The organism is Kribbella antiqua, assembly GCF_004345665.1.
Lineage (GTDB): Bacteria > Actinomycetota > Actinomycetes > Propionibacteriales > Kribbellaceae > Kribbella > Kribbella antiqua.
In genome coordinates, this window is record NZ_SLWR01000011.1 from 1 (window position 1) to 21,400 (window position 21,400).

Consider the following 21,400-nt stretch of genomic DNA (forward strand, 5'->3'; position numbering starts at 1 on the left):
TACTGCGAATACCACCACGTCATCAAAGACACCCCCACCTGGGGCTGGACCACCACCAGCCACCCCGACGGCTCCATCACCCTCACCACCCCCACTGGCCACCGCCACACCACCGTCCCACCCGCCCGCGGCCCCATCACCACCCACACCCACACCCACAGCGGCACCGGCACCGGCACCGGCAGCGGCTCGGACGCCGACACGGACACTCGTGACTTCGGTCAGCCCACGCCTGCTCCGCGACGCGTACCCGACGCCGATCCGCCACCCTTTTAGACCGACCTGTCACGCCGCACTCACACTCGGGCTCGCAGTACAGTGCCTGCCCGAGCCCGTTCTCGATCCGCGCACAGGTAGCCAGATCGCAGTCGACCGGCTGATCCTCGGAAGGACGGACTGGTCGTGACCAGGGTGACTGGCCAGAGCCCGGTCGTGGTCGTGGGCGTGTTTGACCAGTTCTGGGGGTCGAAGACTTGTCCGGGGTGTCTCCTCGTGCGTTGGCCGGGAACCTTGAGGACGGTCTTCGCCGGGCTGAAGTTAGACCCTGTTGCGGCCCAGTGCCGGGGCCTAGCGGTGGTACGGGGTGGACAGGACCGGGCGGGTGTTGGAGAGGACGTGGGCGTAGAGGGCGCGGACCTTGGCGGCTTCCGCGTCGGTCATCACCGGCGACTCTGGCTTGCCTGTCGGGACTGTCCACGTGGGTGGGGCTTCCGAGCCAGACACCGCCCAAGCGGCTTGGCGGGCAGCACCGAGGGCGACGTACTCAGCTGGCTCGGGGAGCACGACCTCGGCGCCGAGGAGGGCCGGGGCGAGGGCTTGTACGGCGCGCGAACGGGCGGCGCCGCCGAGCAGGAGGACGCGCTGGACGGGCAGACCTTCGGCGCGAAGAGCGTCGACGGCATCGGCGAGACCGCAGAGCAGCCCTTCGACGGCCGCGCGGGCCATGGTGGCGGGCTGGGCAGTGGCCCGGGTGAATCCGTAGATCAGGCCCGTCGAGTGGGGCAGATCGGGTGTGCGCTCACCGTCGAGGTAGGGCAGGAGTACGAGGCCGCCGCTGCCGGAAGAAGCCAAGGCGGCGTCGTTGAACGCATCGAGGTCGAGTCCGAGAAGTTCAGCGGTCGCGGACAGAACCCGGGCGGCATTCAGCGTGCAGACGAGCGGTAGGTACTCGCCGGTGGCGTCGGCGAAGCCGGCCACCAGGCCGCTCGGGTCCGCGGTCGGGTGCGCCGACCGGGCGAACGCCGTCCCGCTCGTGCCCAGCGAGACAGCCACGTCCCCGGGTCGCAGATCGAGACCGAGCGCGGCCGCCGCGTTGTCCCCTGTGCCCGCGGCCAAGGCGGCCCCGAACGCGGTCTGCCCGACGATTTCGGCCGGACCGGCGACCCGCGGCAACTCCAGCGAACGCCCGAAGGCGAGCTCGACCAGGTCTGGCCGGTAGCTCTCCGAGGCCGGCGACCACCAACCGGTCCCCGAAGCGTCGCCGCGGTCGGTGGTGATCCCCTCGATGCCACGACGGTCGGCAGCCAGCCGGTGTGTCATCCAGTCATGCGGCAGTACGACGGCCGACGCACGAGCAGCCGCTTCAGGCGCAGCCGTGCGTACCCACCGCAGCTTGGTCACCGTGAACGAAGGCACCGGCACCGAACCCACCGCCTCGGCCCACGCGGCCGGGCCGCCGAGGTCAGAGACGAGCTCAACCGTCGCGTCGGCGGAGGAGGTGTCGTTCCACAGCACGGCTGGGTGGACGACTTCACCAGCCTCGTCCAGCAGGACCATGCCGTGCTGCTGCCCGCCGATCGAGATCGCCTCGACGCCGTCGAGCAACCCGTCGGACGCGATCTCCCAGGCCTTCCACCACTCGGCCGGATCCACCTGGGTCCCGTCCGGGTGCGGCGCGCGGCCTTCCCGCAGTACCTCACCGGTCTCGGCGTCACACACGACCACCTTGGTCGCCTGGGTGGAACAGTCCACACCGGCAACCAGCCTTGATTCACTCATCTCCGGCCTTCCTCGAGCCTGCGGAAAACCACCCTAGCCGCCCGCGACAGACGCCGTACGACGTTGTCCACAAGCGGTCCGGCACCCGCAGCCGGACCGGGTGTGGCCGCGGGTGCCGGGGTCAGCTTCCGGGGTGGACGATCGCCTTGATCGCCTCGGGATCGCGGCGGGAGGCGGCCAGCGCGTCCGGTGCCTGCTCCAGACCGTGGCGGCTGGTCACCAGCCTGTCCAGGTCGACTCGGCCGCTTGCCACCAAAGCGATCGCCGTCGGCCACGTATTCGCATAGCGGAAGGTTCCGGTCACCTCGATCTCATGCTCCGGCACGACATGTGCCATCGCCTGATGTACGACGACAGCGCAGCACGGCCGCCCGCATAGTGGTGTCCGATCCCATCAACCGGCCAGTCCTTCAAGCGTCGCCCGGGCGCCGCGCTCGTGTAGCGACGACAACGCCTTGGTGTACTCCGCCACGAAACGTGAATCGGACGCCAGATCACCGAAGAGGTCCTGATCCGAGATGAACAGCAGCGGATCCTCCCGGTTCTTCGCCGCTCGCTCCATCACCTTGTCGCGAAGCCGGTCCACCACTTCGATCGGCTGACCTTCCTCGTCGACGCCCTCGGCGTACCGGGCCCAGGAAGCCACCACGAGCGCCGACCGCGAGATCCCCCGCCCGGCGGCCAACTGCTCTCGAACCACCGGGATCAGCCACTTCGGGATCCGGTCCGAGCTCTCCGCGCACAGTCGCGCCAGCGTGTCCCGCACCTCCGGGTTGGCGAACCGCTCGATCAGCTGGTGCTTGTAGCGATCCAGGTCGACACCCGGCACCGGCGGCAACGTCGGCGTACCTTCGTCGTCCATGTAGCCGAGCAGGAAGTCCACGAACAGCTTGTCCTGGCACACCTCGTGCGCATAGCGGTACCCGGCCAGGTACCCGAGGTAGCACAACGCCTGATGACTCGCATTCAGCAGCCTCAACTTCATCAGCTCATACGGCTCGACGTCCTCCACCAGCTGTACGCCGACCTCCTCGTACGGCGGCCGGTCGCCGCCGAAGTCGTCCTCCAGCACCCACTGGGTGAAGGGCTCGCATACCACCGGCCAGCCGTCCTCGACCCCGAACTTCGAGGCCAGCGCCGCGCGATCGGTGTCCGCGGTCACCGGCGTGATCCGGTCCACCATGCAGTTCGGGAATCGCACCTCGTCAGCGATCCAGTCGGCAAGCGAAGGATCCTTCAGCCGGGCGAACGAGGAGAGCATCCTCCGCGCGACATGACCGTTGCCGGGAATGTTGTCGCAGGACATCACCGTGAACGGCGGCACCCCGGCCGCCCGCCGACGCGCCAGCGCCTCGACAACAAACCCGAAGGCGGTCGACGGCGTAGCACCTGGCACCAGATCAGCGGCCAACCCAGGATCGGAGGCATCGAGCTCGCCGGTCACCTGGTTCACGTGATAGCCGCCCTCGGTGATCGTCAGCGACACGATCCGCGTCGCCGGATCCACCATCCGGTCCAGCACGGCCGAGGGATCGTCCGGTGCGAACAGGTAGTCCACGATCGAGCCGATCACCCGCGGCTCCATCGTCCCGTCCGGGTGCTTGACCACCAGCGTGTACAGATGGTCCTGCGCTTCGAGTACGTCGTACATCCGCCGATCCTGCGGCAGGACGCCGACCCCGACGATGCCCCAGTCGAGGGCGACGCCGGAGTTCATCAGCCGGTCGAGGTACATCGCCTGATGGGCCCGGTGGAAGCCGCCGACGCCGAAGTGCACGATGCCGGGCCGGACCGCCGTACGGTCGTACGACGGTACGGCGACGTCGTTGCCCAGGGCATCCAAAGCGGCAGTGGACAGTGCGGTCACTTGACCGCCCCCAGCGACAGGCCCTGGACGAGCTTGTCCTGGGCGGCGAACCCGGCGATCAGTACCGGCAACGACACCACGATGGACGCGGCACAGACTTTCGCGAGGAACAATCCTTGGCTGGTCACGAACCCAGTCAAGAACACCGGCGCGGTCTGCGCCACCGTGCCGGTCAGCACCCGGGCGAACAGCAACTCGTTCCAGCTGAAGATGAAGCAGATCAGCGCCGCCGACGCGATTCCCGGGGTAACAACCGGGGCGACCACGGATCGCAGCGTGCGGGTCAGATTCGCGCCGTCGACCGACGCGGCCTCGAGGATCTCGACCGGCACCTCGGAAAGAAAGCTGCGCAGCATCCAGACCGCGATCGGCAAATTCATCGAGGTGTAGAGGATGATCAGCAACCAGATGTTGTCCAGGAACCCGACCGACTGCGCGAACAGGTAGATCGGCAGCAGGCCGGCCACCACCGGCAGCATCTTCGTGGACAGGAAGAAGAACAGCACATCCGTCCATTTGCGGACGGGCCTGATGGACAGCGCGTACGCCGCCGGGAACGCGAGCAGGATCACCAGCGCGGTCGACAGGATGCTCGCGGTCAGCGAGTTCGCGATCGACGGCCACGGCCCGGTGTCGAAGAACGACCGGTATCCGTCGAGTGTCAACGGCGCGCCCAGGTCGGGCGGGTTCTTCGCCGCGTCCTCCTCGGAGTGGAACGAGGTAAGCAACATCCACACCACCGGCAGCACGAACAGGATGCCGACGATCCAGGCCAGCCCGCTCAGCGCCCACCCACCACCGCGACGCTTCGAGATGAACTCGCTGCGCTCGTTCATCGGCCAACCTCCTCTCGGAACAAGGTGGACACCGACCGCAGCGCGAACGTCGCGATCAAGATGGTGCCGATCACCACGATCACGCCCGCCGCCGAAGCACGGCCGTAGTCGTGCGCGGTGTAGAAGGTCTGGTAGATCGTGTACGGCAGGTTCGCCGTACCAAGACCGCCCGAGGTGATCGTGAAGACCGCGTCGAAGTTCTGTACGACGTAGATCGACCCGAGCAGCGCGGACAGCTCCAGGTACTGCCGCAGGTGCGGCAACGTCATGTACCGGAAGATCTCCCACTGGTTCGCTCCGTCGATTCCGGCCGCCTCGATCACGTCCAGCGGACGGCTCTGCAAGCCGGCCAGCAGGATCAGCATCATGAACGGCGTCCACTGCCAGACCAGCGCGAAGATGATCGACCACAGCGGCTGGTTGCTGATCCAGTCCGGCTGCGGCGCGTTGTCACCGAACAACCACTTCAGTACGCCGTTGAAGAGTCCGTACGTCGGGTTGTACAGCGCGTGCTTCCACAACAGCGCGGCAGCCACCGGTACGACGAGGAACGGCGTGATCATCATCGTCCGGACCGCGCCACGACCGCGGAACTTCCGGTCCAGCAGCATCGCGATCAGCAGTCCGAGGACCAGGCTGATGAGGACGACGCCCGCGGTCAGCAGGATCGTCACCCAGATCGCGTGCCGGGTGTTCGCGTCGGTCAGCACCCGGCGGAAGTTGTCGACCCCGGCGAACCCACGCTCGTCCGGGTAGTAGGCGTTCCAGTCCATGAAGGACACCACGATGGTGACCACGAACGGCAGCTGGGTCACGATGATCATGAAGATCAGGGCCGGCAGCAGCGGACCGCGCCGGGCCCAGTCGCCGGCCTTGCGCATCATCGTGCCGTCCGGAGGCGGCTGCGCCGCGTGACGACCGGGCCGGGTCTCTGTGTCGACGGACATTTGAGCCTTCCCCTCACTTCGCTTGCCGGGAGCGATAGCGCTCCGCGACGTCGTCGGCGAGCTCCTGCCCGCGTTTCAGTGCCTCGTCGACGCTCATCCGCCCGGCGATGGCCGAGCTCACGTCCTGACTGACCTGGGTCCCGAGGTCCGGGAACTCCGGGATGTCGACGAACTGGATGCCGATCGCCGGCCGCGGCTGCGTGCCCGGGTCGGTCGGGTCCGCGTTCTCGATCGCCTGCTTGGTCGGCTCCGCGAACGCGGCCGCCTCCTTCAGGTACGCCGGGTTCTCGTACGTCGAAGCGCGTTTGCCGGCCGGGACCCGGGACCAGCCGAGCTGCTCGCCGACGAGGTTCTCGTAGTCCTTGCCGGAGGCCCAGGAGATGAACTTCCAGGCGTTGTCCTTCTTCTTCGACGCTTCCTGGATGCCCCAGGCCCAGGCGTACAGCCAGCCGGAACTGTCAGTCTTCACCACCGGCGCCGGGGCGTAGCCCATCTTTCCCTTGACCGGTGAGTTCGGTGCCTCGAGTGATCCGGCCGCGGAGGTGGCGTCGTACCACATCGCCACGTTGCTCTGGATGGTGTTGTTCAGGCACTCGGTGAAGCCGGCCTGTGGTGCGCCCGCCTCCCCGTGCGCGCGGACCAGGTCGACATAGAACTTCACCGCCTGGGTGAACTCCGGCGAGTTCACCCCCGCCTGCCAGTCCTTGGTGAACCAGGTGCCGCCGAAGGTGTTCACGACCGTGGTGAGCGGAGCGAACACCTGGCCCCAGCCGGGCTGGCCGCGCAGGCAGATGCCGCGCATCCCCGGCTGCGCGTTGTCCACCTGGGCCGCGATGTCCGCGACCTGCTGCCAGGTCGGGTTGGCCGGCATCGTGATGCCCTTCGACGCCAGCACGTCCTTGCGGTACATCAGGAACGACGACTCGCCGTAGAAAGGTTCGCCGTAGATCTTGCCGTCCGCGCCGGACAGCGACTGGGTCATCGGCTTGAGGATGTCGTCCTGGTCGAACGACGGATCCTTGGCGATGTAGTCCGACAGCGGGGCGATCCACTTGCTGGTCGCGTAGATCGGGATCTCGAAGTTGCTCACCGTCGCGACGTCGTACTGACCGGCCTGGCTGGAGAACTCCTGGCTGATCTTGTCCCGGACGTCGTTCTCCGGCAGCACGGTGAAGTTCACCTTGATGCCGGTCTGCTTGGTGAAGTTGTCCGCGGTCAGTTTCTGCAGGTCGACCATCTGCGGGTTGTTCACCATCAGCACGTTGATGCTGTCGGCGCCACCGCCGCCCGCACCACCGCCCCACCCGGCACAGCCGCTGACCGCACTCACCAGGAATGCGATCGCGACCGCCCCGAGGCGTTTCCGCTGTCCCAGCACGAGCCGCTCCTTCGCCGTCGGTCGGGGGTTGCTCATTTGAGCAGAGGTCTGCTCACACAGCATGAGTGAACCGGGAACGCCTTGACCTGTCAAGAGTCTGTGCAACACTAGGGCGCAGCAGTGCTCATATGAGCGGGGAGGCTTCTATGGAGTCGGGCACCAACGTCTTCGGGCCGGCGCAGCTCGTTCTGACGGCGTCGATCGCGCGCCGGTACTACGTCGACGGTCGCTCCAAGGTGGAGATCGCCGACGAGTTCCGGCTGAGCCGGTTCAAGGTGGCGCGGCTGCTCGACCAGGCGCGCAGCAGCGGGCTGGTGCGGATCGAGATCAGCCACCCGGGCGCGATCGACCTCGACCTCTCCGCGCGACTGCAGGAGTCGTACGGTCTGCGCCGGGCGATCGTGGTGGACACGCCTGAGGAGGACCCGGCGGCCCTGCGCGCCCAGCTCGGCAAGGCGGCCGCGGACCTGCTGTCCGAGATCGTCACCCCCGAGGACGTCCTCGGACTCGCCTGGGCACGCGCCGTCACCGCGATGACCGAGCAGCTCACCTCGCTGGCCCCGGTTCCCGTCGTACAGCTGACCGGTGCGCTGACCCGGCCCGATGTGGAGGCGAACTCGGTGGAGCTCGTGCGACACACGGCCCGCTTGTCCGGCGGACCGGCGTACCTCTTCTACGCGCCGCTGGTGGTGCCGGACGCGGCGACCGCGCGGGCGTTGCGTCAGCAGCCCGAGGTGGCCGAGGCGATCAGCCACTTCGACTCCGTGACGAAGGCCGTGGTCGGGCTCGGTTCGTGGGCGGCCGGGCAGTCGACCTTGTACGACGCGATGGACGAGAAGGCGTGTGATCAGCTGCTCCGGCGTGGAGTTGTCGGGGACATTTCCGGGGTCTTCGTGGACGCCGCCGGCGCGCCGGTGCAGAGCAGGGTGACCGACCGGGTGATCGCGATCAGCGCCGAGCAGATGGCGGCGATCGACGAGGTGATCGCGATCCCGTACGGCCTGGCGAAGGTGGACGCCGTCCGCGCCGCGGTCCGCAGCGGCCTCGTCAACGGCCTGGTGACACACAGTCCGCTCGCGAAGGCACTGCTGGACGAGCCAATCTGAGCCAGTATGGGTGAGGTGGAAACCCTGCTCCTCGGCGGCACCGCCAACCGCGGTCTGGTGGTGCGCGTCGGCGATACGGTACGGCGTCCGCTCCGGCCGAGCAGCCCCGCGACGCACGCGCTGCTCGAGCATCTGGATCGGGTCGGGTTCGACGGTGCGCCGAAGCTGCTCGGGATCGATGCGGCCGGCCGGGAGGTGTTGTCGTATCTGCCGGGCGAGACGGTGACAGCGCCGTACCCCGCCTGGTCGATGACGGACTCCGCGCTGAGCAGCGTGGCTCGGCTGCTGCGTCGCTACCACTCGGCGGTCGCCGACTTCGCCGGGGACGGCCTGGAGTGGTTGGAGCCGGTGCCGCCGGAGTACATCGACGGCCTGGTCAGCCACAACGACCCGAACCTGGACAACATCGTCTTCCGCGACGGCGAGGCGGTCGCCCTGATCGACTTCGACCTCGCCGGACCGGGCTCAGCCCTGTGGGACGTCGCCGCCGCGATCCGCCTCTGGGCGCCGCTGCGACCGGATGCCGACATTACCGACGTACGACGAGGTCGCACTTTCCAACGCCTCCGCCACTTCGCCGACGCCTATGAGCTGGGCGAGGCCGACCGCCTCCGCCTGGTCGACGCCGCGGTCCTCAACCACGTCTGGTGCATGGATTACGTCCGCCGCGGCGCCGAAACCGGCCACCCCTGGTTCCACCAACGCTGGACCACCTACGAGTCAGACCTCACCGACCGCACCAACCACTGGTTCACCACCCAGGCGGAAGCCCTCCGTCACGCCCTGCTCTGAGCTAGCAGGTTGGTTGTCACCGGGGGCCTCCTGTCGTTCGGCACCGGGTGGCGGAGAATGGGGCGGGTGAGTGCGCGGGTGGTGTTGCTGGCGGGGCCGTCGGGGGCGGGGAAGTCGCATTTGGCCGAGGTTGTTGGGCTGCCCGTCGTACGGCTGGATGATTTCTACCGGGACGGGGACGACGAGGCGATGCCGCGGTCGCCGCTGGGGATTGTCGACTGGGACGACCCGCGGTCGTGGGACGGCGAGCGGGCGGTCGCGGCTCTGGAGACGCTGTGTACGACGGGTGAGGCGGACATGCCGATCTACGACATCTCCGCCGACGGCACCGTCGGGCACCGCCCGGTCAGCACCGAAGGCTCACCGCTGATCATTGCCGAAGGCATCTTCGCCGACCAGATCGTCAGCACGCTCCGCGACCGCGACCTGCTCGCGGCCGCCATCTGCGTCCGCCACCACCGCCTGGTCACCTTCGTACGGCGCTTCCAGCGCGACCTGCGGGAGCGTCGCAAACCGCCGTTCACCCTGCTCCGCCGTGGCCTGCTGCTCCTCCGCGACGACCCCGTCGTGGTCCGCCGCTGTGTCGACGCCGGCTGTGAACCCCTGCACCCCAAGGCGGCCCGCCGCCGCATCGAGGCTCTGCTCACAGAAGCCCGCTCCCATTGATTCGTGGGACGTTCGTCCCGTGTTCACCTTCGTCTGATGCCATCGGGCCGGAATTGTTCTCGGGGTGAGAACGCGGACGGAGTCGGATCGTGGATCGGACCACACCAGGCGCTGCCGTTGTGGTGATTGCCCTGTTGCTCGGTGTGACCGGGTGCGGGAGTGACGCCGGTGCAACGGTGGACACCGCATCGGCGCCCAAGGCAACCAAGCCGCTGAAGGACCCAGCCCCGAAGAGTTCACTGGACGGGCTGGTAGTGCTGCCAAGCGGCTACGTCGCCGACTCGCGCGACACCGGCGGCGCTTTCACCGTGTCCACCTTCCTCGACCGGTGGTCCGCCGTACCGGCGCTTGACCGCGCACTGCTGCTGAACGCCGGCTTCACCGAGGGCTACCGCGCGACCCGGCTGAGCCCCGACAAGAAGAAGCGCTTCACCGTCCAGCTCTTCAAAGCCGCCACCCCGGCCAAGGCGAAGACCCTCCAGCAAGGCTTCTGGGGTCAGGACACGCACGTACGCTCGCTCAACATCCCGAACGCGCTGACCGACGCCAGAGTCGAGTACGACGGCGGCACCGGCCAGTCCGAGGCGGTCGCCGAGTCCAGCTTCGTCGTCGGCGCCCTGGTAGCCACCCTGACCATCCGCCAAACCGGTGCCCTGGGCACCAACCCCCAGCCCGACACCGCGCTGCTCACCACCCTCACCACCCACCAACGCGCCCGCCTCACCACCAAGTCGAGCTAGCGCTCGGCGTTTGGTGGGTTCACCCATCAGCTTGTGGGTTCCCCGTCGGTATTCGGGCCGGGAACCCCCCACTTGATGGGTGGACCCATCAAATGACGGACGGGGTCAGCCGGGCGCGGCGCGGCGCGGGCGGGGTCAGCCGGGCGCGGCGGGCGGGTCAGCCGGGTTGGCAGGCTACGAGGTCAGGCGATGCGCTCGATCACCAGGGGTTTCACTTCGTACGACGTGGAGACCTCGACCGCATCGGCCAGCGACTCCAAAGCACGCTCGAAACGGGCAGGATCGTCGGTGTGCAAGGTCAGCAGCGGTTGACCCTCGGCAACGTGGTCGCCGGGCTTCGCGTGAAGCTCGACGCCGGCCACCGCGGAGACCGGGTCCTCCTTGCGCGCCCGCCCCGCACCCAGACGCCACGCAGCCACCCCAACAGCCAACGCATCCAGCTTCGACAGCATCCCAGAAGCAGGAGCCGGTACGACGTGCTGCTCAGGAGCGACCGGCAACGAGGCCGCCGGATCCCCGCCCTGAGCCGCGACCATCCGCCGCCAGGCATCCATCGCCGTACCGTCCCGAAGCTTCTCAGCAGGATCGACGTCGGTCACCCCGGCAGCTGCCAGCATCTCCACGGCTAGCGCGAGGGTTAGCTCCACCACGTCGGCAGGACCGCCGCCGGCGAGTACCTCGACAGATTCCCTGACCTCCAAGGCGTTTCCGGCGGTCAGGCCGAGCGGCACCGACATGTCGGTGATCAGGGCAACGGTCTTCACCCCGGCATCGGTGCCGAGCGCAACCATCGTCGAGGCCAGCTCCCGGGCGTCGTCGAAGTCCTTCATGAAGGCGCCGGAGCCGACCTTGACGTCGAGCACCAGGGCACCGGTGCCCTCGGCAATCTTCTTGCTCATGATCGAGCTCGCGATCAACGGAATCGACTCGACCGTCCCGGTCACGTCGCGGAGCGCGTACAGCTTCTTGTCCGCGGGCGCCAAACCGTCACCGGCCGCGCAGATCACCGCGCCGACCTCCTCGAGCTGATGCATCAGCTCGTCGTTCGACAACGCGGCGCGCCAGCCCGGGATGGACTCCAGCTTGTCCAGCGTGCCGCCGGTGTGACCGAGGCCGCGGCCGGACAGCTGCGGTACGGCGACGCCGCACGCCGCCACCAAAGGGGCCAACGGCAACGTGATCTTGTCACCGACCCCGCCGGTGGAGTGCTTGTCCGCGGTCGGCCGGGACAGTTTGGTGAAGTCCATCCGCTCGCCGGAGGCGATCATCGCCGCGGTCCAGCGGGCGATCTCGCGCCGGTTCATCCCGTTCAGCAGGATCGCCATCGCCAGCGCCGACATCTGCTCGTCGGCGACGGCGCCGCGGGTATAGGCATCGATCACCCAGTCGATCTGACCGTCGCTCAGCTCGCCCTTGTCCCGCTTGGTACGGATCACGTCGACCGCGTCGAAGCTCATCAGTCCTCCAGGTACTCCGGCCCGAACGCCTCGGGCAGCAACTCCCGCAACGGCCGCGATCCGGTCGCCGTCTCGATCAGCAGACCCGGGCCGCCGTGCTCGTGCAGCAACTGCCGGCAGCGCCCGCACGGCGTCAGCAGCTCGCCGTCGTGGTTCACGCAGGTAAACGCAACCAGCCGGCCACCCCCGGTCCGGTGCAGCTCCGACACCAGCCCGCATTCAGCGCAGAGGGTCAGCCCGTAGGAAGCGTTCTCTACGTTGCACCCGGCAACGATCCGTCCGTCGTCGGCGTACGCCGCCGCACCCACCGGGAACCCGGAGTACGGCGCGTAGGCGCGTCGCATCGCCGCCCGCGCCGCCTCGCGCAGCGCCGGCCAGTCCACCGCAGCCATCTCAGCCCTTGACGTAGGGCTCACCATCGGCCTTCGGTGCTCTGACCCGTCCGACCAGACCGGCCACCGCAACCACCGTCGCCAGGTACGGCGCCATCAGCAGCAGGTCACCCGGAATCGGCGTGTCCACGATCTGCAGCTGCGACTGCAGCTGGGTCGCGAAGCCGAAGAACAGCGCCGCGACGGTCGCGCCGATCGGGTGCCAGCGGCCCATGATCAACGCGGCCAGCGCGATGAAGCCGTTGCCCGCCGTCATCTCCTTCACGAACGCACCGCCGTACCCGACCGTGAAGAACGCGCCGCCCAGACCGGCCAGCACGCCGGCCCAGAGCACCGCCGAGTAGCGCACCCGGCTGACCTTGATGCCGACCGTGTCCGCCGCTTTCGGGTGCTCGCCGACGGACCGGACCCGCAGACCCCAGCGCGTCTCGAACAGCACGAAGGTGACCACGGCCACCGCCAGGTACATCAGGTACACCAGCACCGTCTGGTTGAACAGGATCGGCCCGATGAACGGGATGTCGCCCAGACCCGGGATCTTCACCGCCGTCAGTACGTGCGGGGTGTTCAGATCGGCCGCGTTCTCCTGCATGAACTCGTCGTACAGGTAGCCGGTGACACCGGTTGCGAACACCACCAGTACGACGCCGAGGACGACCTGGTTCACCAGGTACTTGATCGAGAACACCGCCAGCAAGGCGGCCAGCAGTACGCCGGTCGCCGCTGCCGCGATCAGCGCCGCCGCCGAGCTCCCCGTCGTACTGGAGACCAAGGCCGCGGTGAAGGCTCCGAACAGGAACTGGCCCTCGATGGCGATGTTGATCACGCCGGCCCGTTCGCAGACCACGCCGGCCAGCGCGCCGAGGATCAGCGGGGTGGCGAAGTTCAGCGTGCCCTGGAACTGGTTGGAGATCGGGAAGGCGAGGTTCTTGCCCGCGACCGCCCAGCACAGGAATGCGGCGAAGAACCCGATCACCACAATGCTGCCGAGCAGGCCGTTCAGCCGGCCCCCGGCGACCCGCAGAACCCACACCACCGCACACGCGACCGCGAGTACGGCGAGCGTCCAGGCGGTCGCACCCGCGGGCACCGAGAACGAGGCGGAGCCCTTGGTCTTGAAGAACATCACCGCGAAGAGCAGCAGCAACGGCGCCAGCGCGGCGGTCGCCCGAGGCGCCCGTCCGGTGAACGGCAGTACGACGGCTGCCACGGTCGCGGCGAGCAGCACGAGGATCCCCACCCACGCGGCGGCACTGCCCAGCACTTCGCTGCCACCCAGCAAACCGAAGGCAGCCCGGCCGTCGCCGGTAGTTGCCGCCAGCAAGATCGTCACCGCGGCGAGAACGAGCAGGATGCTGCCGTAGCGGATCCGCTGGGCCCGCTCGGTCGGCGACTCGATGGTCCGCTCGACCTCGACCGGTTCGGTCGGACCGGCCGGTTCGGTGGCTTCTGTGGTGGTCATCCGTTCCACCCCTTCGCGAGGACGGCGCCGAGCCCGCGTTCCCTGGGCAGGAAGCGGAAGATCGAGCGCACCAGAGCGGGAGCTGCGACGAACAGCACGATCACGGCCTGCAGCACAGTGGTCAGGGTCAGCGCGGTCTGAGTCTGCAGCTGCATCTGCAGACCGCCCGCGTTCAGCGCTCCGAACAGCAGACCGGCCAGCACGGTTCCGACAGGAGTCCCCCGACCCAGCAGGGCGACAGTGATCGAGTCGAAGCCCACCGAGGCCGCCACACCATCGGTCAGCGGCAGATCAGTACCCAATACCTGCTGCGTGCCCGCCAAACCAGCGAGCGCACCTGCGACCAGCATGGCGATCGTGTACGCGCGGCCGACGCTCATACCCGCCGTCCGCGAGGCATCCGGGTTGGCACCCACTGCCCGCAGCTCGAAGCCCACAGTCGAGCGATTCAGCAGCCACCACACGAAGGCCGCGGCGACCAGCGCCAGCACGAAGCCCAGGTGCAGCCGGTTGCCACTCAGTTGCGGGTACTGCGCGTTGCTGTCGACGATCGGGCTGATCGGGTCGGTGCGCCCCGGCCGCTGGAAGGCGCTGGTGGTCAGCAGCCACTGCAGCAGGTAGATCGCCACGTAGTTCAGCATGATCGTCACGATCACCTCGTGCGCCCCGGTCCGCGCCTTCAGCAGGCCGACCAGGCCACCCCAGATCGCGCCGCCGATGATGCCGGCGATCACGGCGATGATCAGGTGGATCCCGACCGGCAGGTGCCAGGCGAACCCGACCCAGGCGGCGAAGATCGCACCCACGATCAACTGGCCCTGGGCACCGATGTTGAACAGTCCGGTGCGGAAGGCCAGCGAGACCGCGAGACCACCGCAGATCAGCGGCGTCGCCTGCGTGAGCGACTCGGCGATCGGGTTGAGCCCGCCGACTGCGCCGACCAGCAGCGCCTGGTACGCGTCGCCGACCGCGGTCAGCGCGGCGGAAATGGTGTCCCCAGGCGCGGCGAAGAAGTAGCTCGAGGCGGACTTCACCTTCTCGTCGCCGATGATGATCAGTACGGCGCCCACCACCAGCGCGAGCACGATCGCACTCAGCGACACCAGCGCCTGAACGGCCCAGCCGGGCAGGCCGGACCGGCGCCGTACGGGCGGCTTCTCCACCACCGGCTCGGTGTCGGTCGTCATTCCATACTCCCCAACGTGGTCGGGTGTTCGGTGGCTTCGACCTCGGCCTCCTGCTTGGAGGCACCGGCCATCATCAGGCCCAGCTCGTCGCGCGGGGTGTCCGCGCCGACGATGCCGACGATCCGGCCGCGGTACATCACCGCGATCCGGTCCGCCAGCGCGGCGATCTCGTCCAGCTCGGTGGACACGATCAGCACCGCGGTGCCGTTGTCCCGCTCGCGCACGATCCGCTTGTGCAGGAACTCGATCGACCCGACGTCGACACCGCGGGTCGGCTGCGAGGCGACCAGCAGCTTGAGCGACCGGGACAGCTCCCGGGCCAGCACCACCTTCTGCTGGTTGCCGCCGGACAGCGAGGACACCGGCAGGGTGATCGACTGCGTGCGGATGTCGAACTCCTCCACCCGCTCCTCGCAGTTGCGCTCGATCTCACCGGTCCGCAACGCCACACCGGCGCTGAACGGCGCCCGGCGAAACAGGTCGAGGACGAGGTTCTCGGCGACCGAGAAGGAGCCGACGAAGCCGTCGTGCGCACGGTCCTCGGGCACGTAGCCGATGCCGGCCTCGAGCCGTTCCCGGGTCCCGGCCCGGGTGATGTTCTTGCCGCCGAGGCTGATCGCGCCGGCCGCGACCGGGGTGAGCCCGAGCAGTGCCTCGGTGAGCTCGGTCTGACCGTTGCCCTGGACACCGGCCAGCGCCACGATCTCACCGGCCCGGACGTCGAGATCGACATTGTCGACAGCGGTGTGACCGCGCTCGTCGATCACGGTCAGGCCGCGAACCTCCAGCTGTACGTCGCCTGCGTCGGCCTCCTGCTTGTCCACCACCAGCTCGACAGCCCGGCCGACCATCATCTCGGCCAGCTCTTCCTCGCTGGCCGAAGGCTCGGCCTGGCCGACCACCTTGCCACGGCGGATCACGGTGATCTTGTCCGCGATCGCCTTGACCTCTTTGAGCTTGTGGGTGATGAAGACGATCGACGTGCCGGCCTCTTTGAACTGGCGCATCACCGCGATCAGGTCGTCGATCTCGGACGGCGTCAGTACGGCGGTCGGCTCGTCCAGGATCAGCACCTCGGCGTCGTTCGCCAGCGCCTTGATGATCTCGACCCGCTGCTGCACCCCGACCGGGATGTCCTCGACCAGGGCGCCCGGGTCGACGTGCAGTCCGTACTGGTCGGACAGTTCCCGCACCCGCGCGTACGCCTTCTTCCGGTCCAGCACTCCGCCGCCGCGGGTTTGCTCCCGGCCGAGCATGATGTTCTCGGCGACGGTGAAGACCGGGACCAGCATGAAGTGCTGGTGGACCATGCCGATGCCGTGCCGGATGGCCGCGCTCGGCGAGTCGATGACCACCTTCTCACCGTTGATGATGATCTCGCCGGAGTCGGGCTGCAGCAGCCCGTACAGCATGTTCATCAGGGTGGACTTGCCCGCGCCGTTCTCGCCCAGCAGGCAGTGGATCTCTCCTGGTTCGATGACCAGGTCGATGCTGTCGTTGGCGACCAGCGAGCCGAAACTCTTGGTCAGTCCCGAGAGCTCGAGGTGCATCTGAGGCCTCCCTCCAGACGGCGAGCCAGGAAGGCGACGGTGGCCGCCCTCCTGGCTCGAACGCTACCGAACGATCTCGCTAGCTGTGCGCTGCGGCGCGGGTTACGGCTGGGCCTTCGAGGCGACGGTGACCTTGCCGTCGATCAGGTCCTTCTTCAGCTGGTCGATCTCGGACTTCAGCTCGGCCGGGATCTTGCTGTCCCAGTCGTGGTACGGCGACAGGCCGGTGCCGTTGTTCGCCAGCGTCCCGACGTACTCCTCGTTGCTGAACTTGTTCTCCACCGCTGCCTTGATGGCGTCCTCGACGGCCACGTCCATGCCCTTGAACACACTGGTCAGCAGCACGCTGCAGTAGTCCGCCGCGCTCACGCAGCCATCGGTGTCGACCCAGATCGCGTTCACCTTGCCGCCGCTGGCCTTGGCCGCCTGCAGACCGCCGATACCGGCCGGGCCGGCCACCGGGAAGATGATGTCGGCGCCCTGGGTGATCAGGTTCTGCGCGTTCTGCTGGCCCTTCGAGGTGGACTCGAAGTCACCGGTGAACAAGCCCTTCTGAGTGGTGGCGTCCCAGCCGACCACCGTGACGTTCTTGCTCTTCTGCTTGTTGTAGTAGGCAACGCCCTCGGCGAAGCCGTCCATGAAGATCGTCACGGTCGGGATCTGCGCACCGCCGAAGGTGCCCACCTTGCCGGACTGCGACATCCCGGCGGCCAGGTAGCCGGCCAGGAAGCTGGACTGCGCGGTGTTGAACACCAGCGGCTTGACGTTCGCGATCGGTGCCTTGAAGCCGTTGTAGTCGACGATGGCGAACTTGATGCCCGAGTTCGCCTTCGCGGCCTTCTCGGTCGCGTCGGCCAACTTGAAGCCGACCGGGACGATGATGTTGCACTTGGCCGCGACCATCGCGTTCATGTTCGTCGGGTAGTCGTTGTCGGACTTCGACTCGGCCTTCTTCTCGGTCACTCCGAGGTCCTTGACCGCGTCCTGAAGGCCCTTGTACGACGTCTGGTTGAACGACTTGTCGTCGAAACCACCCGAGTCCGACACCATGCAGGCGTTGAAATCCTTGTTGGCAGTCGACCCGGAGGACTCCTCGGCCGGCTTGCTGCCGCAACCGGCGATCGTGAGCGCGATCGCGCTCACCGCTGCCAGTCCCCCTACGTACTTCTTCACGGACGCCTCCTTGCGTCGAGACCAGAAAGGCAGACACGCCTTCCCCAGCGCGCCGCACCCGCAGACTATAGGTGCCTCGGGCCCCTCTCTGTATGCGAAGAGTGGCCCCGATACCGGAAAGTAATCGGACTTTCGCACGGCCGGGCGGAGATCGTCCGGAGCGGTCACAGAACGCACTGCAGGCGTCACTGGCCGCGGGTAAGGCACAATCACCGCATGACGATTGCGCGCGGGGAGCTGCCCGCCGACGTGGCGAACCGCGTCGACCAGTTCCGGAACGAGGCGATCGCCGTCCGCCGGGACCTGCACGCTCACCCCGAACTGGGCTGGCACGAAGTCCGTACGACGGAGCTGCTGCAGCGGCGGCTGACCGAGGCGGGGCTGTCCCCACAGGTGCTCCCGACCGGGACCGGACTGATCTGTGACATCGGCTCCGGCGACACGTGCGTGGCGCTTCGGGCTGACATCGACGCCCTACCGGTCCGCGACGGCGTGCCATCGCCGTACCGCTCGACGGTCGAAGGCGTCGCGCACGCGTGCGGCCACGACGTACACACCGCGGCTCTGCTGGGCGCGGGGCTGGCGCTGGCGGGGCTGGCCAAGGACGGCGGGCTCGACCGGCGAGTGCGGCTCATCTTCCAGCCGGCCGAGGAAGTGATCCCTGGCGGTGCGCTGGGGGTGATCGCGGCCGGCGGGTTGGAAGGCGTGCACCGCATCTATGGCCTGCACTGCGACCCACGGCTGGAGGTGGGCCAGGTCGGGCTACGGACGGGCGCGTTGACCGCGGCCTCCGACCGGATCCTCGTTCGGCTTTCCGGGCCGGGAGGGCACACGTCCCGGCCGCATCTCACCGCGGACCTGGTGTACGCGCTGTCCACCGTTGTCACCGAGCTGCCCGCGGCTCTCTCCCGCCGGGTCGACCCGCGGGCCGGGCTGTCGCTGGTCTGGGGACGCATCACCGCCGGCTCGGCGGCGAACGCGATCCCCTCCCGTGGTGAGGCCGAAGGCACCCTGCGCTGCCTGGACGGCGATGCCTGGCGCACCGCCGCCGAGATGGTTCCGATGCTCGCCGACCAGCTCGTTGCGCCGTACGGCGTGGAGGTCGACACGGAGGTCACGCACGGCGTACCACCGGTGGTCAACGACGCGGGTGCGATCGAGGTGTTCCACAACGCGGTCGTCCAGACGCTCGGGTCGGAGGCGGTCGCGGCGACGGATCAGAGCCTCGGCGGCGAGGACTTCGCGTGGTACCTCGAGCATGTGCCGGGCGCGATGGCTCGGCTCGGGGTCCGGCCGGCCGGTACTGACACGGCCGCTGATCTGCACACGTCGGGGTTCACCCCCGATGAGGACGCGATCGCGCTGGGCACCAAGGTCCTCACCGGGTGTGCGTTGCTGGACTAGCGGTTGAGCGGACCAGACCGGTCCAGTCAGAAGGTGTCAGCGGGGATGTAGTTGCCCCAGACGTCCCTGAGGGTGTCGGAGACTTCGCCTACGGTGGCTCGGGCTTTGAGGGCTTGTTTCATCGGGTAGAGGCAGTTTTCGTTGCCTTGGGCAGCGGTTTTGAGGGCGGCCAGGGCTTCGTCGACGGCGGCCTGGTCGCGGGTGGCGCGGAGTTTGGCCAGGCGTTCGCGCTGCTGCTCTTCGATCGCCGGGTCGACGCGGAGCGGCTCGTACGGCTCCTCCTCGGCGATCCTGAACTTGTTCATGCCGACCACGACCCGCTCGGCCGAGTCGATCTCCTGGGCGATCCGGTACGCCGACCGCTCGATCTCCTGCTTCTGGAAGCCCTTCTCGATCGCCGCGACGGCACCGCCGTACTCCTCGACCTGGTCCATCAGCTCGATCGCGGCCGACTCCACCTCGTCGGTCAACGACTCGACGACGTACGAACCGGCGAAGGGATCGACAGTCGCGGTGATGTCGGTCTCGTACGCGAGGACCTGCTGCGTCCGCAGCGCGAGCCGGGCCGCCTTCTCGGTCGGCAGCGCGATCGCTTCGTCGTACGAGTTGGTGTGCAGCGACTGGGTCCCACCCAGTACGGCGGCCAGACCCTGGACCGCGACGCGGACGAGATTGACCTCCGGCTGCTGCGCCGTCAGTTGCACGCCGGCCGTCTGAGTGTGGAACCGCAACATCAGCGACTTCGCGTTCTTGGCACCAAAGGAGTCCCGCATCACCCGGGCCCAGATCCGCCGCGCGGCGCGAAACTTCGCCACCTCCTCCAGCAGCGTCGTCCGCGCCACGAAGAAGAACGACAACCGCGGCGCGATCTCGTCCACGTCGAGCCCGGACGCCACCGCGGCACGCACGTACTCGATCCCGTTCGCCAGCGTGAACGCGATCTCCTGCGCGGGTGTCGCCCCGGCCTCGGCCATGTGGTAGCCGGAGATCGAGATGGTGTTCCAGCGCGGCAGTTCCGCCTTGCAGTAGGCGAAGATGTCGCTGATCAGCCGCAGCGACTCCTTCGGCGGATAGATATAGGTGCCACGGGCGATGTACTCCTTCAGTACGTCGTTCTGGATCGTGCCAGTGAGCTTGTCACCGGACACGCCCTGCTCCTCGGCCACCAACTGGTACAGCAGCAGGAGCACCGAGCCGGGCGCGTTGATCGTCATCGAGGTGGACACCTGGTCCAGCGGGATCCGGTCGAACAGCACCCGCATGTCGTCGATCGAGTCGATCGCCACGCCCACCTTGCCGACCTCGCCGTGCGCGATCGGGGCGTCGGAGTCGTACCCCATCTGCGTCGGCAGGTCGAACGCGACCGACAGGCCCATGGTCCCGTGGTCGATCAGCTGGTGGTACCGCTGGTTCGACTCGGCCGCCGTACCGAAACCGGCGTACTGACGCATGGTCCACGGCCGCTCGGTGTACATCGTCGGGTAGACCCCACGGGTAAACGGATACTTCCCCGGTTCCCCCAGCTTGGCGTCCGCCTCGAACCCGGCGAGCACCTCCGGTCCATACACCGGCTCGATCTCGAACCCCGACTCACTCCGACGACTCATCCCCCCACGGTAGGCCGAACCACCCGTCCACTGGTACGCCCACCCAGGTGACATCAACCACCCTGTGTGACCGACGTCTCTGGTAAGATTCCTACTGGTTGGATTCCTACCGGGAGGCGCCGATGAAGCTCAGGTCGAAGGGTCAACTGACCGTGCCCCTCGAGATTCGCGAGCACCTCGGTTTGCACGAGGGTGACGAGGTCGAGTTCACCATCCACGGCAACGTCGTACATCTGACCCGGGCGGAGCATAAGTCGCACGGTCGCCAGATCGCCGCGCGGCTGCGCGGTCGTGGCAAGAGCGGCATGAGTACCGACGAGATCATGGACCTACTCCGTGGCGAGGACTGAGCCGAGTCTCGTCCGTCCACCGGCGACCCTGGTCGACGCCTGCGTGATCCTCGACCTCACCACCAACGACCCGAAATGGGCCGACTGGTCGGAGTCCGCCCTCGCGCAGGCCGCCGACGAAGGGCCGCTCGTCATCAACCCGATCGTGTACGCCGAAGTGTCGGTCGACTTCACCTCGATCGAAGAACTCGACGAGGTGCTCGACGACGCCGACCTACGCCGCGAACCGCTGCCGTTCGAGGCAGGATTCCTAGCCGGCAAGGCCTATCTCACCTACCGCCGCCGCGGCGGCCACCGCCGCTCCCCACTAGCCGACTTCTACATCGGCGCCCACGCCGCCATAGCCGGCCACCGCCTCCTCACCCGAGACGCCGCCCGCTACACCACCTACTTCCCCACCATCCCCCTCATCTCACCGGACAGTTAGCTGGTTTGCCGTCGGCAGTCTGTGTGGCGACTCCCGTAGTTCGTGTGGCACTAACCGAGTG

21 protein-coding genes are annotated in these 21,400 nt (G+C 67.9%); 8 read left to right on the forward strand and 13 right to left on the reverse strand.

The window, feature by feature from the left end; genetic code table 11:
- A partial coding sequence (locus EV646_RS38995) for a hypothetical protein (RefSeq protein ID WP_241996384.1) occupies positions 1-276 on the forward strand: 276 nt, incomplete at its 5' end.
- A gap of 291 nt (positions 277-567) precedes the next feature.
- On the opposite strand, the gene xylB is transcribed toward EV646_RS38995, so the two are convergent.
- The 6 genes from xylB to EV646_RS28380 all read right to left on the reverse strand — a co-directional run bounded on the left by xylB (position 568) and on the right by EV646_RS28380 (position 7,062).
- Complete coding sequence (gene xylB / locus EV646_RS28355; protein WP_132153914.1) at positions 568-1,998, reverse strand: xylulokinase; 1,431 nt, start codon at positions 1,996-1,998, stop codon at positions 568-570.
- 121 nt (positions 1,999-2,119) lie between these two features.
- Positions 2,120-2,335, reverse strand: coding sequence for a hypothetical protein (locus tag EV646_RS28360; protein ID WP_132153916.1), 216 nt, complete (start codon positions 2,333-2,335; stop codon positions 2,120-2,122).
- A 57-nt stretch (positions 2,336-2,392) separates the two neighbouring features.
- Positions 2,393-3,865, reverse strand: a complete 1,473-nt coding sequence (locus tag EV646_RS28365) for a mannitol dehydrogenase family protein (protein ID WP_132153918.1) — start codon at positions 3,863-3,865, stop codon at positions 2,393-2,395.
- Positions 3,862-4,701 (reverse strand): carbohydrate ABC transporter permease, encoded by an 840-nt coding sequence (locus tag EV646_RS28370; protein ID WP_132153920.1) that lies wholly within the window; start codon positions 4,699-4,701, stop codon positions 3,862-3,864. Before EV646_RS28370 ends, EV646_RS28365 begins: the two co-directional genes overlap by 4 nt.
- Positions 4,698-5,648: a carbohydrate ABC transporter permease gene (locus tag EV646_RS28375; protein WP_132153922.1), complete on the reverse strand. Its 951-nt coding sequence runs from the start codon at positions 5,646-5,648 to the stop codon at positions 4,698-4,700. The genes EV646_RS28370 and EV646_RS28375 overlap by 4 nt, the downstream gene beginning before the upstream one ends.
- A 13-nt stretch (positions 5,649-5,661) precedes the next feature.
- Entirely contained in the window at positions 5,662-7,062 is a 1,401-nt protein-coding gene (locus EV646_RS28380) for an ABC transporter substrate-binding protein (RefSeq protein ID WP_132153924.1), read from the reverse strand.
- Between the two features lie 110 nt (positions 7,063-7,172).
- Here EV646_RS28380 and EV646_RS28385 point away from each other — a divergent pair, with 110 nt between their 5' ends.
- From EV646_RS28385 to EV646_RS28400, 4 genes are all read left to right on the forward strand, one after another.
- Positions 7,173-8,132, forward strand: a complete 960-nt coding sequence (locus EV646_RS28385; protein ID WP_199237242.1) for a sugar-binding transcriptional regulator — start codon at positions 7,173-7,175, stop codon at positions 8,130-8,132.
- Between the two features lie 6 nt (positions 8,133-8,138).
- Entirely contained in the window at positions 8,139-8,924 is a 786-nt protein-coding gene (locus EV646_RS28390; RefSeq protein ID WP_132153928.1) for a phosphotransferase, read from the forward strand.
- 66 nt (positions 8,925-8,990) lie between these two features.
- Complete coding sequence (locus EV646_RS28395; RefSeq protein WP_199237243.1) at positions 8,991-9,590, forward strand: uridine kinase family protein; 600 nt, start codon at positions 8,991-8,993, stop codon at positions 9,588-9,590.
- Positions 9,591-9,679: 89 nt separating this feature from the next.
- On the forward strand, positions 9,680-10,330 hold the full coding sequence (locus EV646_RS28400; protein ID WP_132153932.1) for a hypothetical protein: 651 nt from the start codon (positions 9,680-9,682) through the stop codon (positions 10,328-10,330).
- Between the two features lie 182 nt (positions 10,331-10,512).
- Here the strand turns inward: EV646_RS28400 and EV646_RS28405 are convergent, their stop codons facing one another.
- The 6 genes from EV646_RS28405 to EV646_RS28430 all read right to left on the reverse strand — a co-directional run bounded on the left by EV646_RS28405 (position 10,513) and on the right by EV646_RS28430 (position 17,551).
- On the reverse strand, positions 10,513-11,787 hold the full coding sequence (locus EV646_RS28405; protein ID WP_132153934.1) for a thymidine phosphorylase: 1,275 nt from the start codon (positions 11,785-11,787) through the stop codon (positions 10,513-10,515).
- The gene (locus EV646_RS28410; RefSeq protein WP_132153936.1) at positions 11,787-12,179 is read right to left on the reverse strand and encodes a cytidine deaminase; all 393 of its coding nucleotides are present in this window, start codon (positions 12,177-12,179) and stop codon (positions 11,787-11,789) included. Before EV646_RS28410 ends, EV646_RS28405 begins: the two co-directional genes overlap by 1 nt.
- A gap of 1 nt (position 12,180) precedes the next feature.
- Positions 12,181-13,641 (reverse strand): ABC transporter permease, encoded by a 1,461-nt coding sequence (locus EV646_RS28415; RefSeq protein ID WP_241996385.1) that lies wholly within the window; start codon positions 13,639-13,641, stop codon positions 12,181-12,183.
- Positions 13,638-14,828 carry an ABC transporter permease gene (locus tag EV646_RS28420; protein WP_132153938.1) on the reverse strand — a complete coding sequence of 397 codons (1,191 nt, stop codon included), beginning with the start codon at positions 14,826-14,828 and terminating at the stop codon, positions 13,638-13,640. Before EV646_RS28420 ends, EV646_RS28415 begins: the two co-directional genes overlap by 4 nt.
- Positions 14,825-16,378: an ABC transporter ATP-binding protein gene (locus EV646_RS28425; RefSeq protein WP_132153940.1), complete on the reverse strand. Its 1,554-nt coding sequence runs from the start codon at positions 16,376-16,378 to the stop codon at positions 14,825-14,827. The genes EV646_RS28420 and EV646_RS28425 overlap by 4 nt, the downstream gene beginning before the upstream one ends.
- 102 nt (positions 16,379-16,480) lie before the next feature.
- Complete coding sequence (locus EV646_RS28430; protein WP_132153942.1) at positions 16,481-17,551, reverse strand: BMP family lipoprotein; 1,071 nt, start codon at positions 17,549-17,551, stop codon at positions 16,481-16,483.
- A 216-nt stretch (positions 17,552-17,767) separates the two neighbouring features.
- On the opposite strand from EV646_RS28430, the gene EV646_RS28435 reads away from it, so the two are divergent.
- The gene (locus EV646_RS28435; RefSeq protein ID WP_132153944.1) at positions 17,768-18,955 is read left to right on the forward strand and encodes an amidohydrolase; all 1,188 of its coding nucleotides are present in this window, start codon (positions 17,768-17,770) and stop codon (positions 18,953-18,955) included.
- A gap of 26 nt (positions 18,956-18,981) precedes the next feature.
- Here EV646_RS28435 and EV646_RS28440 read toward each other — a convergent pair whose 3' ends face one another.
- Positions 18,982-20,562, reverse strand: a complete 1,581-nt coding sequence (locus EV646_RS28440; RefSeq protein ID WP_132153946.1) for an acyl-CoA mutase large subunit family protein — start codon at positions 20,560-20,562, stop codon at positions 18,982-18,984.
- Between the two features lie 122 nt (positions 20,563-20,684).
- Here EV646_RS28440 and EV646_RS28445 point away from each other — a divergent pair, with 122 nt between their 5' ends.
- A complete protein-coding gene (locus EV646_RS28445) occupies positions 20,685-20,912 on the forward strand; it encodes an AbrB/MazE/SpoVT family DNA-binding domain-containing protein (protein ID WP_132153948.1) in 228 nt (75 codons plus the stop codon).
- The gene (locus tag EV646_RS28450; protein ID WP_132153950.1) at positions 20,899-21,339 is read left to right on the forward strand and encodes a type II toxin-antitoxin system VapC family toxin; all 441 of its coding nucleotides are present in this window, start codon (positions 20,899-20,901) and stop codon (positions 21,337-21,339) included. The genes EV646_RS28445 and EV646_RS28450 overlap by 14 nt, the downstream gene beginning before the upstream one ends.
- Positions 21,340-21,400: the final 61 nt, after the last annotated feature.

Bases quoted from the DNA above. Each gene is read 5' to 3' on its own strand.
- EV646_RS28385 (WP_199237242.1), top strand. From the start codon at position 7,173: ATGGAGTCGGGCACCAACGTCTTCGGGCCGGCGCAGCTCGTTCTGACG.
- EV646_RS28375 (WP_132153922.1), bottom strand. From the start codon at position 5,648: ATGTCCGTCGACACAGAGACCCGGCCCGGTCGTCACGCGGCGCAGCCG.
- EV646_RS28370 (WP_132153920.1), bottom strand. From the start codon at position 4,701: ATGAACGAGCGCAGCGAGTTCATCTCGAAGCGTCGCGGTGGTGGGTGG.
- EV646_RS28445 (WP_132153948.1), top strand. From the start codon at position 20,685: ATGAAGCTCAGGTCGAAGGGTCAACTGACCGTGCCCCTCGAGATTCGC.
- EV646_RS28405 (WP_132153934.1), bottom strand. From the start codon at position 11,787: ATGAGCTTCGACGCGGTCGACGTGATCCGTACCAAGCGGGACAAGGGC.
- xylB (WP_132153914.1), bottom strand. From the start codon at position 1,998: ATGAGTGAATCAAGGCTGGTTGCCGGTGTGGACTGTTCCACCCAGGCG.
- EV646_RS28390 (WP_132153928.1), top strand. From the start codon at position 8,139: ATGGGTGAGGTGGAAACCCTGCTCCTCGGCGGCACCGCCAACCGCGGT.
- EV646_RS28415 (WP_241996385.1), bottom strand. From the start codon at position 13,641: ATGACCACCACAGAAGCCACCGAACCGGCCGGTCCGACCGAACCGGTC.
- EV646_RS28425 (WP_132153940.1), bottom strand. From the start codon at position 16,378: ATGCACCTCGAGCTCTCGGGACTGACCAAGAGTTTCGGCTCGCTGGTC.
- EV646_RS28380 (WP_132153924.1), bottom strand. From the start codon at position 7,062: ATGAGCAACCCCCGACCGACGGCGAAGGAGCGGCTCGTGCTGGGACAG.
- EV646_RS28440 (WP_132153946.1), bottom strand. From the start codon at position 20,562: ATGAGTCGTCGGAGTGAGTCGGGGTTCGAGATCGAGCCGGTGTATGGA.
- EV646_RS28360 (WP_132153916.1), bottom strand. From the start codon at position 2,335: ATGGCACATGTCGTGCCGGAGCATGAGATCGAGGTGACCGGAACCTTC.
- EV646_RS28435 (WP_132153944.1), top strand. From the start codon at position 17,768: ATGACGATTGCGCGCGGGGAGCTGCCCGCCGACGTGGCGAACCGCGTC.
- EV646_RS28420 (WP_132153938.1), bottom strand. From the start codon at position 14,828: ATGACGACCGACACCGAGCCGGTGGTGGAGAAGCCGCCCGTACGGCGC.
- EV646_RS28410 (WP_132153936.1), bottom strand. From the start codon at position 12,179: ATGGCTGCGGTGGACTGGCCGGCGCTGCGCGAGGCGGCGCGGGCGGCG.